General features: G+C 52.5%; 13 protein-coding genes, 5 tRNA genes, 2 rRNA genes and 1 riboswitch. Of the genes, 3 read left to right on the top strand and 17 right to left on the bottom strand.

The window, feature by feature from the left end:
- Positions 1-49: 49 nt before the first annotated feature.
- Entirely contained in the window at positions 50-955 is a 906-nt protein-coding gene (locus BZG81_RS00100) for a DMT family transporter (RefSeq protein WP_021022192.1), read from the top strand.
- 83 nt (positions 956-1038) lie between these two features.
- Here the strand turns inward: BZG81_RS00100 and tsrA are convergent, their stop codons facing one another.
- Both tsrA and BZG81_RS00090 read right to left on the bottom strand, forming a co-directional pair.
- Positions 1039-1332, bottom strand: a complete 294-nt coding sequence (gene tsrA / locus BZG81_RS00095; RefSeq protein ID WP_021022191.1) for an H-NS-like global regulator TsrA — start codon at positions 1330-1332, stop codon at positions 1039-1041.
- 206 nt (positions 1333-1538) lie between these two features.
- Positions 1539-2744, bottom strand: a complete 1206-nt coding sequence (locus BZG81_RS00090) for a multidrug effflux MFS transporter (protein WP_077676486.1) — start codon at positions 2742-2744, stop codon at positions 1539-1541.
- A gap of 98 nt (positions 2745-2842) precedes the next feature.
- On the opposite strand from BZG81_RS00090, the gene BZG81_RS00085 reads away from it, so the two are divergent.
- The gene (locus tag BZG81_RS00085; RefSeq protein ID WP_077660403.1) at positions 2843-3823 is read left to right on the top strand and encodes a LysR family transcriptional regulator; all 981 of its coding nucleotides are present in this window, start codon (positions 2843-2845) and stop codon (positions 3821-3823) included.
- 63 nt (positions 3824-3886) lie between these two features.
- On the top strand, positions 3887-5674 hold the full coding sequence (locus BZG81_RS00080) for an aminopeptidase P family protein (RefSeq protein ID WP_077676485.1): 1788 nt from the start codon (positions 3887-3889) through the stop codon (positions 5672-5674).
- Between the two features lie 54 nt (positions 5675-5728).
- Here BZG81_RS00080 and BZG81_RS00075 read toward each other — a convergent pair whose 3' ends face one another.
- From BZG81_RS00075 to BZG81_RS00005, 15 genes are all read right to left on the bottom strand, one after another.
- Complete coding sequence (locus BZG81_RS00075) at positions 5729-5959, bottom strand: glutaredoxin family protein (protein ID WP_069361819.1); 231 nt, start codon at positions 5957-5959, stop codon at positions 5729-5731.
- 13 nt (positions 5960-5972) lie between these two features.
- A complete protein-coding gene (thiH, locus tag BZG81_RS00070) occupies positions 5973-7124 on the bottom strand; it encodes a 2-iminoacetate synthase ThiH (RefSeq protein WP_077660406.1) in 1152 nt (383 codons plus the stop codon).
- Positions 7124-7897: a thiazole synthase gene (locus BZG81_RS00065; RefSeq protein ID WP_077461847.1), complete on the bottom strand. Its 774-nt coding sequence runs from the start codon at positions 7895-7897 to the stop codon at positions 7124-7126. Before BZG81_RS00065 ends, thiH begins: the two co-directional genes overlap by 1 nt.
- 2 nt (positions 7898-7899) lie before the next feature.
- Positions 7900-8097 carry a sulfur carrier protein ThiS gene (thiS, locus tag BZG81_RS00060; protein WP_077461846.1) on the bottom strand — a complete coding sequence of 66 codons (198 nt, stop codon included), beginning with the start codon at positions 8095-8097 and terminating at the stop codon, positions 7900-7902.
- Positions 8081-8848: a HesA/MoeB/ThiF family protein gene (locus BZG81_RS00055; protein ID WP_077676484.1), complete on the bottom strand. Its 768-nt coding sequence runs from the start codon at positions 8846-8848 to the stop codon at positions 8081-8083. The genes thiS and BZG81_RS00055 overlap by 17 nt, the downstream gene beginning before the upstream one ends.
- A complete protein-coding gene (thiE, locus tag BZG81_RS00050; RefSeq protein WP_077660409.1) occupies positions 8832-9500 on the bottom strand; it encodes a thiamine phosphate synthase in 669 nt (222 codons plus the stop codon). The genes BZG81_RS00055 and thiE overlap by 17 nt, the downstream gene beginning before the upstream one ends.
- On the bottom strand, positions 9497-11473 hold the full coding sequence (thiC, locus tag BZG81_RS00045; protein ID WP_077669673.1) for a phosphomethylpyrimidine synthase ThiC: 1977 nt from the start codon (positions 11471-11473) through the stop codon (positions 9497-9499). The genes thiE and thiC overlap by 4 nt, the downstream gene beginning before the upstream one ends.
- 94 nt (positions 11474-11567) lie before the next feature.
- Positions 11568-11667: riboswitch (TPP riboswitch) on the bottom strand.
- A gap of 55 nt (positions 11668-11722) precedes the next feature.
- Positions 11723-12103, bottom strand: coding sequence for a fluoride efflux transporter CrcB (gene crcB, locus BZG81_RS00040; protein WP_021022180.1), 381 nt, complete (start codon positions 12101-12103; stop codon positions 11723-11725).
- Between the two features lie 145 nt (positions 12104-12248).
- Positions 12249-12325: transfer RNA gene (locus BZG81_RS00035), tRNA-Trp, on the bottom strand.
- A gap of 145 nt (positions 12326-12470) precedes the next feature.
- Positions 12471-12547 (bottom strand) — tRNA-Asp (locus tag BZG81_RS00030).
- Positions 12548-12606: 59 nt separating this feature from the next.
- Positions 12607-12722: ribosomal RNA gene (gene rrf, locus BZG81_RS00025) — 5S ribosomal RNA — on the bottom strand.
- Positions 12723-13032: 310 nt separating this feature from the next.
- Positions 13033-15779 (bottom strand): 23S ribosomal RNA (locus BZG81_RS00020).
- Between the two features lie 354 nt (positions 15780-16133).
- Positions 16134-16209 (bottom strand) — tRNA-Ala (locus BZG81_RS00015).
- A gap of 28 nt (positions 16210-16237) precedes the next feature.
- Positions 16238-16313, bottom strand: a tRNA-Val gene (locus tag BZG81_RS00010).
- Between the two features lie 12 nt (positions 16314-16325).
- Positions 16326-16401, bottom strand: a tRNA-Ala gene (locus BZG81_RS00005).
- Positions 16402-16453: the final 52 nt, after the last annotated feature.

The following is a 16453-nucleotide window of genomic DNA, read 5'->3' as shown; positions in this document are numbered from 1 at the left end:
CAATGGCGTAGACTGCCTGGAACGACAGGCATATTGGCAAGGAGGCAACATGCATAACGAACGGAAGGCACTGATCTTTGCCTTGTCTGCTGTACTGCTATGGTCAACGGTTGCAACCGCATTCAAAATCACCCTGAGCTACATGACACCGATTCAAATGCTGGCAGCGGCCAGCTTAGTGTCGGTAGTAATTTTAACCGTTATTGCTGCTGTGCAAGGAAAGCTTCACGCGCTGTGGCCGACCTTTCGGCGTCAACCCGGTTACTATTGCGTGTTGGGGATGATTAATCCATTCATTTACTACTTGGTGCTTTTTAAAGCTTACGATCTGTTACCCGCTTCATTAGCCCAGCCTTTAAATTACAGCTGGGCTATCACTCTGACATTAATGGCGGCATTGTTTTTAGGCCAAACGATTCGTCGTCAAGATTGGATTGCGGCGGCGTTGGGCTATTTTGGCGTGGTTGTGATCGCTACCAAAGGCCAGCTTTTATCGCTCCAGTTCGATAGCCCGCTTGGCATTGGTTTGGCGTTACTCTCAACGTTATTGTGGGCAGGTTTTTGGGTCCTTAATACTAAAAATCGCGCTGATCCTGTGCTCGGCATTTTGCTCTGTTTTATTCTGTCACTGCCTGTATCTTTGCTATTGGCTGGATTAACAAGCACTTGGGAAGGAATCCCTTGGCAAGGATGGTTGGCAGTCGGTTATGTCGGGCTATTCGAAATGGGAATAACCTTTATGCTGTGGCTGAGCGCGATGAAATATACCCAGAACACCTCTCGGATCAGTAATCTGATTTTTATTTCGCCTTTTATCTCTTTGGTGTTACTGGCCACCATTATTGGCGAGACAATTCATATCAGTACCTTGGTTGGACTAAGTTTTATTGTAGTGGGGTTACTGATCCAACAGCGTACCCCAAAAAAGCGCAAACAACCTGCCGCGAGCGCGTAATCTGTATTGCTTAAGGGTCGCCAATGCCGCTCACAATGATCGGCGCCCGTTGCACGGCGCCCGTTGCACGGCGTCAATCGGCATTAACCCATCTTACGCTGGATCATATATTGGTATAGCTCGTCAGCCGACAGGCCATCTTGCTCCAAACCTTGGGTGATTTCCTCGATACGCTCAGCACGACGATCTTCAATCACGTGATTAAATTGATAAACCAGCTCGCGTAAATATTTGAGCGGCACTTGATGGGCGGCGCTACGGACACGCTCTTCACTTTGGCTGCCTAGCTCTACCAATAATTTACCAAACATGATTTTTTCCGGCGATTCCTCAAGTTGTTCAAGGACGCGCGCCATTTCGATTGTCGATAATGACATAGTGTATAACTGACCTTTGGATATAAAACGAAAAGGAATGAGCGTTAATTCGATTTGCTTAGTAAATATACTCTGAACCACGCACGTTTAGCAAAATAAAAAAACGCTGGCCGAGGCCAGCGCAAAAGGATGATGGGTTGTCGAGACCCCTGCGTTTTGCACGTCTTATTATTGTTTGCCAACTGAGACGTTGTTTTATTGATTATTTAGCTTTTTACCACTTTGGCATGCCATTGCTTACCTTTCGGTGACCATAAAATAATCAGACCCGGCACTAATAACCACATATGCACCGTCATCAAATCACTGGCCGATAAGCCTAGACGCTGGGTTAAGCTCACGAGTAGCCCAGCCCCGCTCATTTGGAATAACCCGAGCAATGCCGCGGCCGTGCCCGCGCGGTCCGAAAACGGCGCTAATGCTGCTCCAGCTGACGCGCCTAACACCCAAGCAAAGCCGAATGAAGAGGTAAAGATCGGCAACATAAAGGCCCAAGGTGCAGCGATGGGGCTGAGCGCCAACATCAACCCGCCCGATCCCACCAGCATCATAAGGCCAATATTTAATGCCCGGCGGCTACCAAACTTTTGCATATAACGCGGCCCCAACATTGCCGCGGCAATATTTAACGCCGCATTGGCGCCAAACCAAAAGGTGAAACTGTTCATGGAGATACCGTATCTGTCCATCAACAGCACAGGTGCGGAGGTGACATAAGCAAGGATCACCGCCATCGCCAACATGCAAAGGGTTATGTGATAAGTAAATGTTGGTACACGCAGCACCTGCCAATAACGACGTAAGCTGAATAGGCGGCCCGAGGTATCAGTATGCGATGGTCGGGTTTCGGGCAAAAAGACGATAACCAGCACCAACCCTAATACCGCATAACCGAGCATAAAGGTGAAGTTAGCACGCCAGTCAAACACCTGGGTTAACCAACTACCAAGTAGAGGCGCTAAAGCCGGTACAAAACAAATCGCGCCATTTAAGTAGCTAATCATATGGCCACTGCGTTCGGCACCAAAACGATCGCGGACGGCGGCAAAGGCACACACAGAGGTTGCACACGCGCCAAACCCTTGCAGTAAACGCGCCACCAGCATCATATCCATCGAGGTGGCGAGCCACGCCATCAAAGAGCTAAGGCCATAAAGCGAAATACCAATAATAGCCACAGGCTTACGGCCAAAGCGATCGGCCAACGGCCCCGCAAACAGCTGACCAAGACCTAAGCTAAACATAAACCAGGTCACAGTGTCTTGAGCCAAAGTGGGACTCACATTAAAGTCACCCGCCATATGCGATAGTGCCGGTAGGTAAATATCAATCGCCATGGGGCTAAATAGCACCAGTAACACCATTAAGGCGACCAGTAAGCGATTTGATGTCGGTGAATCAGTGTGCGTCATTGGTTACTCCTCTATACAGGCACGCAGTATAGTGGCTTCAGGATATGAACCATAATGGTTTATAGTAAAAGCAGTTATTCCCAAGGAGAATACAAAAGATGGATTTGGACCAACTGCAACGTACCGACCTCAATTTATTGGTGTGTTTGCATGTACTTTTAGAAGAGTGCAATGTCACGGGCACAGCCAAACGCCTGCATTTAAGTCAATCGGCGGTGAGTAAAAATCTGGCCCGGCTAAGATCGCAATTTAACGATCCGCTTTTTACTCGAGCCGCCCACGGCTTAAAACCCACGGTTCGTGCACAAACCTTGCAACCTAAATTACGCGCTTTGCTCAATGATATCGCGGCGATGACCGAACCTGACCATTTTCAGCCACACTTAAGTGATCGCTGTTTTCGCTTTGCGCTTGTAGAAAGCGCCTACCCATTACTGCTGCCCCAATTTATTGGCGATATGTTAGAGGCCGCCCCATCGATCACCCTCAATACCGCCGCTTGGGATCAAACCACTTTTGATGGTCTCGCCCGTGGCAATATCGACTTTGGTATTACCGGCAAAGATTTAAATCCCGCCGATGCCATGCTGACCCTGATGCCGCCCAAGGGTGTGCGCTACCAAGAGCTTTGCCAAGATCACCAGTGTGTCTTGATGCGCGCCGATCACCCCGCACTCAAGGGCCCATGGGATGAAGCGCGTTACCTTGGACTGCGACATGTACAGGTGAAATGTGATGGAAATGATCGCTGGTTGTTGGACTATAAACTGGCAGAGCGTAATATTGAGCGTGACATTGCCATGTACGTGCCTGATTTTAACAGTGCGGCGAGCCTGTGTACCTATACCGACCTGGTGTTTACCTCACCAAGCCAGTTTGCGCATTATATTGCCGCGTCGCTCAATTTGGTGGTACGGCCGTTACCGACGCCAATACCGCCGATGGCGTACACCTTGTTTTGGCATCAAAATCAAGAAAATGACCCGGGGCACCAATGGCTGAAAGATTTAATTATTTCGCGCTGTCAGCAGTTTAGCCCGGCAAAATTGCAGCCTATCGCCCATCGCGCTAGGGTCTAATCCACTGGTTTTTTACGCGTGGCCGAACATGGCAAGTTCACCCCATACAAAGAAGGAAGAATAATGGACGCGACCCTTACCAAGCGTGTTGAGCAGCTAAGACACTGGCTAGCTCAACACGATTATGACGCCCTACTCATCCCCCACGAAGACGAATATCTCGGTGAGTATGTGCCCGAGCACAACGAACGCCTCCACTGGGCAACCGGCTTTACCGGCTCCGCAGGAGCGGCGGTGATCACCCGCGACAAGGCAGCGATTTTTGTTGATGGCCGCTATGTGGTTCAAGTCCGTAAGCAAGTCCCCGCCGGCCTGTTTGACTACTGCCACCTGATTGATGAGCCACCGGTGCAATGGGCCCAGCAACAATTGCCCAAGGGTGCCAAGCTGGCTATCGACGCTCGCATGCATAGCGTCGCTTGGTACAAACGCACCCAACGCGCGCTGGATGGGGCTTTGGCTTTGGTGAGTGTTGAGCAAAACCCGATTGAAAGCTTATGGGACGATCGCCCCGCCCCGCTTAATAGCCCTGCCATTTTACTGGGTGAAGAGAAAACCGGCCGCGCCAGCTTAGATAAACGCCAAACCATTGGCCAGCAGCTGGCCGATCAGAACCTTGATGCCGCGGTACTCACTCAACCCGATGCTGTGTGTTGGCTGCTCAATATCCGTGGTCGCGACATCCCACGTTTGCCGGTGGTGCTGACCCAAGCGATCATCAAGCAATCCGGTGACGTCACCGTGTTTATCGACCCTGACCGTCTCCCCGACGGCTTTGATGCACACGTGGGTGAAGGCGTGAGCGTCGCGCACCCAGACAGCCTAGTTGATGCCCTGCAAGCGCTGAGTGGTCAACGTGTATTGGTCGACCCAAACGGTGCCAATGCGTGGACACTGGACACGCTCCAACAAGCGCAAGTCACCGTGGTGGAAGCGCAAGACCCATGTGCGCTTGAAAAGGCGGCCAAGAATCCGCAAGAAATCGCCGGTATGCAAGCCTGTCACGTGCGCGATGGTGTTGCCGTGACTCGCTTTTTGGCGTGGTTTGACCGTCAAGTCGACGCCGGTGAACGCCCTGATGAAGCTGTGCTCGCAGACACCCTGTATCAATTCCGCCAACAAGACGATCAACTGGTCGACTTAAGCTTTGATACCATTTCCGCCGCCGGTGGCAATGCGGCCATGTGTCACTATAACCACAACAATCAGCCCAAACCGAGCGTGATTGAGAGCAACAATGTCTACTTGGTGGACTCAGGCGGCCAATACTATGACGGCACTACCGACATTACCCGTACCGTGCCGGTGGGCGAATGCAGCGCTGAGATCAAAAAGGCCTTTACGCTGGTGCTTAAAGGGCATATTGCGCTGGCCACTGCGCTGTTCCCGAAAGGGACGTCAGGCAGCCAGCTTGATGCCTTAGCACGCCAGTATTTGTGGCAACACGGCTATGATTTTGACCATGGCACCGGTCACGGTGTCGGGCATTTCTTGGACGTGCACGAAGGGCCGCAGCGCATTTCCAAAGCGCCCAATAGCGTCGCGCTATTGCCGGGCATGGTGGTGTCAAACGAGCCGGGCTACTATCGCGCCGACGCGTTTGGGATCCGGATTGAAAACCTCGAGTTGATTGAAGAAAAACCCACTGAGGGTGACATGACGATGCTCGGACTTGCCTCACTCACGCGTGCGCCTATCGATCGTCGTTTGGTCGATGTGAGCTTGCTCAGCGAGGCGGAAATCCAGTGGTGGAATCGCTATCATCAAACCGTGTGGGATGAAGTTAGCCCATCTTTAGATGATCAAGACCAAGCTTGGTTAAAACAAGCGACCGCGCCGCTAAGCCGTTAAGTCGCCTCTTCACTAAGTATAAAAAAACAAAAAGCGTCCGATTGGACGCTTTTTTTATTCCCCTTTCAGGGCTTTCTCGACCGCTTTGGGCGAAAAGCCGCGCAAGGTGGTATCGCCAATACAAATCACCGGGACACCCCGCGAGCCTGTTGCCGCCAGCAGCTTCTTGCCTTTGGGCGTGGCCGTATCGACGACACGATAACGCAGCCCTTTTTTATCCAAGTAAGCTTTGGCCGCCTCACAGTGAGGACAGCGCGGGCCCACATATACAGTAATACGTTTCATGCCCGCATTGTCGCTAACCCGCTGCCGTTTGTGAAGCCATTTGCACCTGACGCGCGATATCGTAGATGTTATCCCAATCTTTCCATACCACCTCAAAACCGAGGGCACGGACGCTGGCGGCCACCTCTGCCGCGCTACGTTCATCACTGATGGCAAACTGCTCCAATTGTGGCTCAGGGTTGGCATAACCGCCCGGTTGAGTTTTTGACGCCGCGGATAGACTCGTGACACCAAGCGGCAACACATTGTCGCGAAAGTGAGGTGACTCCCGTGTCGATAGCGACAGCTCTACCTGCGGATTCCACAACCGATAGGCACAAATCAGCTGGACCAGCTGCTTATCCGTCATCACCGATTTCGGCTGTAACGCCCCCGCGCAAGGACGTAAGCGCGGAAAAGATAGCGAATAGCGGCTTTGCCAGTATTGCTTTTCCAGATAATCGAGATGCTGGGCGGTAAAAAAGCTGTCGGTCCGCCAGTCCTCAAGGCCAATCAAGGCGCCGAGACCAATCTTATCGACCCCTGCCTGCGCCAATCGGTCTGGAGTTTGCAGCCGGTAGTGAAAGTCGGTTTTATTGCCGCGCTTGTGATGTTCCCCATAAGTTGGAGCGTGGTAGGTTTCTTGGTAAACCATCACCGCATCCACACCCTGTGCCACCAAGGCGCGATACGCGTCGGTATCCAGCGGCTGCACCTCCATCGCCACATGATGAAAGTATCGCTTCACCACCGGTAAGGCGCGGAGAAAATACTCGAGCCCTACCTTGGTTTCATGCTCACCGGTCACCAAGAGCACACTGTCAAAGCCCATTTTTTTGATCGCTTCACACTCGGCGGCGATCTCAGCTTCATCCAGCGTGCGCCGTTTGATTCGGTTTTCCATCGAAAAACCGCAATAGGTACACACGTTGGCGCACAAATTGGAGAGATACAGCGGAATATAAAACCCCATGGCGTAGCCAAAACGCTGCCGCGTCAGCGCCGCAGATTGCTGAGCCATGGCCTCAAGATACCCTTCAGCGGCTGGGCTGATCAGGGCAGCGAAATCGTCCAAATTGCGCGAGGATTTAGCCAGCGCCCGCTCGACATCTTGGCGCGTTTTACTGTAAATCGAAAGGCGATGATGATCCCAATCGAGTGCCGCCCACCGCTCAGAAAAGCTCATCACGCCTCCTTAGCGTCAAGAAACGTAGTTAAGGGGCTAGAAGCGTGGGCGTGATTGTGTGTGCCCGCCAGCCCAGCGCGATACGCGCAGCGTCCTGCTTCAACCGCTTGTTTAAACGCTGCGCCCATGGCAATCGGATCGCCAGCCGTGGCAATGGCGGTGTTGACCAAAACTGCATCGGCACCGCGCTCCATCGCTAACGCCGCATCTGACGGTGCACCAATGCCGGCATCAATGATCACCGGCACGCGAGCTTGCTCAATAATGATGTCGAGAAACGCCATTGAGGCCAGTCCTTGGTTGGAGCCAATTGGTGAGCCAAGGGGCATCACCGCCGCGCACCCCACCTCTTCCAAACGCTTACACAGCACAGGATCGGCATGACAATATGGCAGCACCACAAACCCCTCATCTACAAGCGTTTTCGCCGCTTGAAGGGTTTCAATCGGATCAGGCATCAGATACTTAGGGTCGGGGTGAATTTCCAGCTTTACCCAAGGCGTTCCTAATGCTTCTCGAGCAAGACGCGCGGCAAACACCGCTTCTTGCGCATTTTTCGCCCCCGAGGTATTGGGCAGCAGGCGCACACCTAGTTCACGCAGCGGGGTTAAAATATCGTCTTGTGTGGCATGCACATCGACTCGCCTTAGCGCCATGGTGACCAGCTCAGTACCACTGGCCGCCAGTGATTCGGCCATGACCTTGCGACTGGCAAACTTGCCGGTGCCGGTTAACAGCCGAGATGAAAACGTCGTATCCGCAATGGTTAACATAATTATCCTCCGGCAATCGCTTGAAAGACCGCCAAGCTATCGCCAGCGGCAAGTGACGTGGATGACCAAGCATCGCGCGCAATAATGGTCTGATTTAGCGCGACCGCGACTGATTCAGCCGGCACCTTCATCTCCTCAATCAATTGCGCGACGGTCGTGGCATTGACCTCTGTAGGCGTGTCATTAATGGTTAACTGCATCGCTTACCTCCCGCTTTGGCTGACAAACCGCACAGTGCGGATGCACAGGCAGCGAAAAGTGCTGCCATGTCATGGTTTGCCCATCCAGTCGTGACAAGCGATTGGTCCTGACCGCCTGTCCTAATAACAGCTTTATTCCTTCCAGCGCTTGCGCGGTGGCCATCATGCCGACCACAGGTCCCATTACCCCAGATTCAGCGCAGCGTGTGGGTTCAGAGGGCGTCACGTCTGCAAAGGCGCACGCATAACATGCACTATGTGGTTGATAAACCAATAACTGGCCTTGCCAGCCAATCGCCGCTGCGCTCACCAACGGCGTGCCAGTCTCTACACAGACTTGGTTGACCGCATGACGAGTGGCGAGATTATCACTGCAATCAAGCACCACATCCGCCATCGCCACTTCGAGCGCCAGGCGCTCACCCTCGAGATAGGCATTGATGGCCCGGCACTGGCAATGAGGATTCAGCGCGACCAAGTTAGCGGCTAGCGCTGCGGCTTTACCGGTGCCGATTTGCGCCTCCCGATACGCCACCTGACGCGCCAAATTAGATAGCTCAATGTGGTCCGAGTCAGCAATCGCTAACTGACCCACGCCAGCGCCTGCAAGATAGAGGCCCGCGGTGGTTCCAAGCCCACCGGCACCGACCATTAACACGCGCGCCTTGCTAAGTGCCTGCTGCCCGCACTCTCCGACTTCTGGCAGCATGATTTGCCGGCTATAACGCAAGTATTCACTGTCCGATAGCATCACACTCTCCTTGCTGTCTGGATGGATTCAGACAGCGATTAAACGCGTCAATGCGCGCCGCTAAATCGGGCGCTTGCGTCACGGCGCGGACTACCGCAATGGCGTCCACGCCAGTGCGCCAGACCTCGGGAGCTCGGTCGAGATCAATACCGCCAATCGCCACCGTCGGGAAGCGGCCCTCCACAGTCGCCACCTGCTGCGCTAACGCTGAAATACCTTGCGGTGGTTCGGCGAGCTGTTTGGTGGTGGTGGGAAAAATATGGCCGATGGCGAGATAGCTTGGCGTGAGTTCAACCGCTGCAGCGAGCTGTTCTGGACTGCGCGTCGACACACCGAGACGCAGCCCTTGCCGCGCAAGCCGGTCAAGATCCGCCTCACGTAAGTCTTGTTGCCCTAGATGGACGCCATAGGCGCCAGCTTCAAGCGCGAGCTGCCAGTGATCGTTGATAAACACCTGCGCATGGTGCGCGCGGCCCAATGCCACCGCGCGCTGTATCCAATCCGCCAATTGTGGATGCGCTGGCTGCTTCACGCGCAGTTGCACAGTTTTCACCCCCAAACAAAGTAAGCGTTCGAGCAAATCCACATCGTCCACCACCGGATATAATGGGCCTACGCCTTCAGACATAGGCGCAAACGGAGTCAAACTCATGATCCCACCTTGTCGCTGTCTTCCACCTCAGTACCGTGTTGTGGCTGAAGATGGGATTTTTGCAGGTAGAGCTCACTGCCCTTTTCTCGGAATTCTTGCGATTTTTGCTGCATGCCTGCTAACGGGTCTTCCAGCATAGCGACATCAATCGCTTGACCCGCGGCGGCATAGCCGTTTTCTTTGGCGTAGTCCCGGACTTCCTGGCTGATTTTCATGGAGCAGAACTTCGGTCCACACATCGAGCAAAAATGTGCGACCTTGCCCGACTCTTGAGGCAGTGTTTCATCGTGATAGGCGCGTGCCGTGAACGGATCAAGGGATAGATTGAACTGGTCTTCCCAGCGGAATTCAAAGCGCGCTTTAGAAATGGCGTTATCACGCACCTGCGCCCCCGGGTGTCCTTTAGCTAAGTCCGCAGCATGCGCGCAAAGCTTGTAGGTGATAAGCCCAATTTTAACATCCTCCTTATTGGGCAGACCCAGATGTTCTTTGGGCGTGACATAACAGAGCATCGCACACCCAAACCAGCCAATCATCGCCGCACCAATGCCGGAGGTAATATGATCGTAACCGGGAGCAATGTCGGTGGTTAGCGGGCCGAGAGTATAGAAAGGCGCTTCATGGCAATGGGTGAGCTGCTCGTCCATGTTCTCTTTGATCATATGCATGGGCACGTGGCCAGGGCCTTCAATCATCACCTGCACATCGTATTCCCATGCCACCTTGGTGAGCTCGCCCAGGGTACGTAGCTCACTGAATTGCGCTTCGTCGTTCGCGTCTGCCACTGAGCCGGGACGCAGCCCATCGCCCAACGACAAAGACACGTCGTAAGCGGCACAGATTTCGCAGATTTCGCGAAAATGGGTATACAGGAAACTTTCTTGATGATGCGCCAAGCACCATTTGGCGATAATCGATCCACCGCGCGAGACAATCCCAGTCACGCGATTGGCGGTCATGGGCACATAGTGCAAACGCACCCCAGCGTGAATGGTAAAGTAGTCGACCCCTTGCTCGGCTTGCTCTATCAAGGTATCGCGCATGACTTCCCAGGTCAGGTCTTCGGCAATGCCGTTCACTTTCTCAAGCGCCTGATACATAGGCACAGTGCCAATCGGGACTGGGCTATTACGTAAAATCCACTCGCGGGTTTCGTGAATATTGCGGCCCGTCGATAAATCCATCACCGTATCCGCACCCCAACGAGTCGACCATACCAATTTTTCAGTTTCTTCCTCTATTGAGGAGCTCACCGCTGAGTTACCAATATTGGCATTCACTTTCACCAGGAAGTTACGCCCGATGATCATCGGCTCCGCTTCTGGGTGATTAATGTTAGCCGGAATAATCGCCCGCCCTTCGGCGAGCTCTTGGCGCACAAATTCGGGGGTGATTTGTGATGGCAAATCCGCACCAAAGCTTTCCCCGGGATGCTGGCGGTTCAGCTGCTCTTCACGATACTGCTGACGCCCCATATTTTCGCGAATGGCGATAAATTCCATTTCTGGGGTAATGATGCCTTGGCGTGCGTAATGCAGTTGAGTCACACACTGATTAGGTTTCGCGCGGCGGATAGATGGTAAGGCACTAAAGCGAAGTTCATCCAAGGTTTCATCACTGAGGCGGGTTTGGGCATAGTCAGAGCTCACCGCATCAAGAAACTCCGTATCGGCACGTTCATCGATCCAGGCTTTTCGCACTGGCGCTAAGCCTTGGTAAATATCGATAGTACTCTGTGGGTCGGTATAAGGCCCTGATGTGTCATAAACCCGAATGGACTCATTGTCTTCATACTGAGGCTTTTCTTTGCTGCCGCCCACAAAGGTGGGGGAAAGATGGATCTCGCGCATCCCGACGCGAATGTCAGGTCGCGAGCCCTCGACATAGACTTTTTCCGAGTTGGGGTAGGTTTGCGCAGAAAGGGAATCGATAAAGGATTTGGCCTCAAGGCGGGCCTGTTTACGGGTCGACATAGCATTACTCCGGTGTTCATTATGGGAATTAATGCTTGCCGGAAAACGCTGAATTTGAGATGTGAGCAAACTGGCAGACGGGTTGCGTCTGTGATCTGAAGCATCTCTTGTTCCCTTCGCTGGTCTTAACCAGATCAGGTTCAACGGATCCCACTTTATGTGGTCTCAGCCAATTGGCACTCCGACAAGTTCAATGCCAGTATAAGAAATCACCGCCGCAACAACAAGCGACGTACGCGATGTTTTCTATTACCCGGTAATACGTCCCAACAGCCAAGCCCCCATCGCTGCCGCTCCGAGGCATAAGGCGAGATTCAAACCAACATTTAGCAAGGCTTTCACCGTTTCTCCATGTTGGAACAGCATCAAGGTATCGACAGAGAACGTCGAGAAGGTGGTAAAAGCCCCTAAAAAGCCAATCGCAATCAGTTGACGCCAAGGGACCGGGGCAATTAGCTCTTGGCTCATCGCCGCTAAAAAGACGCCCATTGCTAATGAGCCCAGCACATTAACCATTAGGGTGCCGTACGGGAATCCTCGACCAAACACCGCGACGCTCCACTCTGAAACTAAAAAACGCGAGGACGCCCCTAATGCGCCACCAAGCCCTACCCACAATATGCTTACCACTGGGTGCTCCTTTCGATTGGTAAAAACTCATCATACCGCGACATGTGAACAAGAAACAGGAGGAAGAAAAAGGGAAGAAAGGCGTGGTTACTACTACAGACAGTAGACATAAAAAAAGCACCGACAATGTCGATGCTTTAATATTTGGCAGGGGTAGAGGGATTCGAACCCCCAACACGCGGATTTGGAATCCGCTGCTCTGCCAGTTGGAGCTATACCCCTGTAGATAGTTGCCTATTGTAGCGATCTCGCGACAAATTACCACCATCAATTACTAGTCAAACGTTTAATCGCTTATTTATAAAGCGATCTGTCTGGTCGTCCAATAACAAAAAACCCCAGCTTTTCAGCTAGGGTTTCTAAGTAGTGGCGGAGTGGACGGGACTCGAACCCGCGACCCCCGGCGTGACAGGCCGGTATTCTAACCAACTGAACTACCACTCCGCACCAATTCTGTATGACTAAAGGCTTATATCTCTTTGCTTTAATCAATTGTAATAAAAGCCTGGCGATGTCCTACTCTCACATGGGGAGACCCCACACTACCATCGGCGCTGCTTCGTTTCACTACTGAGTTCGGCATGGAGTCAGGTGGGTCCAAAGCGCTATGGTCGCCAAGCAAAATTTGGTGTGTCTTCACTTTTYAGTCAAAACACGTATCTAGAAAGCTGTTTCRTTCTCGCCACAATCAACTGGCTTATTTCGAGTCCAACCCAAAACCTCTTGGGTGTTGTATGGTTAAGCCGCACGGGCAATTAGTACAGGTTAGCTCAACGCCTCACAGCGCTTACACACCCTGCCTATCAACGTCGTMGTCTACGACAACCCTTTAGAGAGCTCGAAGCTCTAGGGATGACTCATCTCGGGGCCATTCTCGCCACAATCAACTGGCTTATTTCGAGTCCAACCCAAAACCTCTTGGGTGTTGTATGGTTAAGCCGCACGGGCAATTAGTACAGGTTAGCTCAACGCCTCACAGCGCTTACACACCCTGCCTATCAACGTCGTMGTCTACGACAACCCTTTAGAGAGCTCGAAGCTCTAGGGATGACTCATCTCGGGGCCAGCTTCGCGCTTAGATGCTTTCAGCGCTTATCTGTGCCGAACTTAGCTACCGGGCAATGCGTCTGGCGACACAACCCGAACACCAGCGGTTCGTCCACTCCGGTCCTCTCGTACTAGGAGCAGCTCCCCTCAATCATCCAACGCCCACGGCAGATAGGGACCGAACTGTCTCACGACGTTCTAAACCCAGCTCGCGTACCACTTTAAATGGCGAACAGCCATACCCTTGGGACCGACTTCAGCCCCAGGATGTGATGAGCCGACATCGAGGTGCCAAACACCGCCGTCGATATGAACTCTTGGGCGGTATCAGCCTGTTATCCCCGGAGTACCTTTTATCCGTTGAGCGATGGCCCTTCCATTCAGAACCACCGGATCACTATGACCTACTTTCGTACCTGCTCGAGCCGTCACTCTCGCAGTTAAGCGGGCTTATGCCATTGCACTAACCTCACGATGTCCGACCGTGATTAGCCCACCTTCGTGCTCCTCCGTTACRCTTTGGGAGGAGACCGCCCCAGTCAAACTACCCACCAGGCACTGTCCTCACCCCCGATWAGGGGGCTAAGTTAGAACATCAAACATACAAGGGTGGTATTTCAAGGATGGCTCCACGACAACTGGCGTCGCCGTTTCAAAGCCTCCCACCTATCCTACACATGTAGGCTCAATGTTCAGTGCCAAGCTGTAGTAAAGGTTCACGGGGTCTTTCCGTCTAGCCGCGGGTACACAGCATCTTCACTGCGATTTCAATTTCACTGAGTCTCGGGTGGAGACAGCGTGGCCATCATTACGCCATTCGTGCAGGTCGGAACTTACCCGACAAGGAATTTCGCTACCTTAGGACCGTTATAGTTACGGCCGCCGTTTACCGGGGCTTCGATCAATGGCTTCTCTTGCGATAACCACATCAATTAACCTTCCGGCACCGGGCAGGCGTCACACCGTATACGTCATCTTTCGATTTTGCACAGTGCTGTGTTTTTAATAAACAGTTGCAGCCACCTGGTATCTGCGACTGCCCATAGCTCCATCCGCAAGGGACTTCACCGTGGGCAGCGTACCTTCTCCCGAAGTTACGGTACCATTTTGCCTAGTTCCTTCACCCGAGTTCTCTCAAGCGCCTTGGTATTCTCTACCCGACCACCTGTGTCGGTTTGGAGTACGGTTCCTACTTACCTGAAGCTTAGAGGCTTTTCCCGGAAGCATGGCATCAATGACTTCACCACCTTGGTGGCTCGACATCGGGTCTCGACCGTGTGTAATCCCGGATTTGCCTAAGATTACAGCCTACACCCTTGAACCTGGACAACCATCGCCAGGCCCACCTAGCCTTCTCCGTCCCCCCATCGCAGTAAGTAGCAGTACGGGAATATTAACCCGTTTCCCATCGACTACGCCTTTCGGCCTCGCCTTAGGGGCCGACTTACCCTGCCCCGATTAACGTTGGACAGGAACCCTTGGTCTTCCGGCGTGGAGGTTTTTCACCCCCATTATCGTTACTCATGTCAGCATTCGCACTTGTGATACCTCCAGCATGCCTCTCAGCACACCTTCAACGGCTTACACAACGCTCCCCTACCCAATACGATAAATCGCATTGCCGCAGCTTCGGTGTATCGCTTAGCCCCGTTACATCTTCCGCGCAGGCCGACTCGACCAGTGAGCTATTACGCTTTCTTTAAATGATGGCTGCTTCTAAGCCAACATCCTGGCTGTCTGAGCCTTCCCACATCGTTTCCCACTTAGCGATAACTTTGGGACCTTAGCTGGCGGTCTGGGTTGTTTCCCTCTCCACGACGGACGTTAGCACCCGCCGTGTGTCTCCCGGATAGCACTTACTGGTATTCGGAGTTTGCAAAGGGTTGGTAAGTCGGGATGACCCCCTAGCCTTAACAGTGCTCTACCCCCAGTAGTGTTCGTCCGAGGCGCTACCTAAATAGCTTTCGGGGAGAACCAGCTATCTCCGAGTTTGATTGGCCTTTCACCCCTAGCCACAGGTCATCTCCTAACTTTTCAACGTTAGTGAGTTCGGTCCTCCAGTTGATGTTACTCAACCTTCAACCTGCCCATGGCTAGATCACTCGGTTTCGGGTCTAATGCTAGCAACTACACGCCCAGTTAAGACTCGGTTTCCCTACGGCTCCCCTATGCGGTTAACCTTGCTACTAACATTAAGTCGCTGACCCATTATACAAAAGGTACGCGGTCACCCCACAAAGGAGGCTCCCACTGCTTGTACGTAGACGGTTTCAGGTTCTATTTCACTCCCCTCACAGGGGTTCTTTTCGCCTTTCCCTCACGGTACTGGTTCACTATCGGTCAGTCAGGAGTATTTAGCCTTGGAGGATGGTCCCCCCATGTTCAGACAAGATATCACGTGTCCCGTCCTACTCGTTTTCCGGGTACTTAGATGTTTCAGTTCCCCGAGTTCGCCTCTTAGCGCTATGTATTCACGCTAAGATACCTGCTTATGCAGGTGGGTTTCCCCATTCGGATATCCCAGATTCAAATGGCTTTTACTGCCTTATCTGGGCTTTTCGCAAGTTAATACGTCCTTCATCGCCTCTGACTGCCAAGGCATCCACCGTCTACGCTTARTYACTTAACCATACAACCCCAAGAGGTCTTTTTTGCGCAAGATTGCCTAAAAAAGAAATCTACGTCGCAAAACCACTGAGTGTTGAATCATCAACCAATTAAGGTTTTGTTTTTGCCGGACTCAAATAGAAGCTTTGTCGTTATTGATTCAATAAGACAAAGTCCAAGCACACTTGATTGTGTGAGTGACATGATATGTCACTGATTGAGAACTTTACTGTCATTCTTAAAGAATGACTTGTCAGCTTTCCAGATTGTTAAAGAGCATGTGTATTTATCATAACGATAAACCACTTTATTATTCGCTTTCAGACACTCGTCGTCGCAACAGGGGATAACTGCTGTCTAAAAACGTATAATGAAATGGTGGAGCTAAGCAGGATCGAACTGCTGACCTCCTGCGTGCAAGGCAGGCGCTCTCCCAGCTGAGCTATAGCCCCAATAATGGCTTTTTCTCTATTGAGAAAATGGTGGGCGATACCGGGCTCGAACCAGTGACCCCCTCCTTGTAAGGGAGGTGCTCTCCCAACTGAGCTAATCGCCCATCTTTCAGACTTGGTGGAGCTAGGCGGGATCGAACCGCCGACCTCTTGCATGCCATGCAAGCGCTCTCCCAGCTGAGCTATAGCCCCGCGTCTGAGAAATGGTGGGTTGTACAGGATTCGAACCTGTGACCAATTGATT

This window comes from Salinivibrio sp. MA607 (assembly GCF_001996245.1).
Lineage (GTDB): Bacteria > Pseudomonadota > Gammaproteobacteria > Enterobacterales > Vibrionaceae > Salinivibrio > Salinivibrio costicola.
The sequence above is the reverse complement of the archived record's forward strand: the minus strand, read 5'-3'. Positions and strand labels throughout refer to the sequence as shown.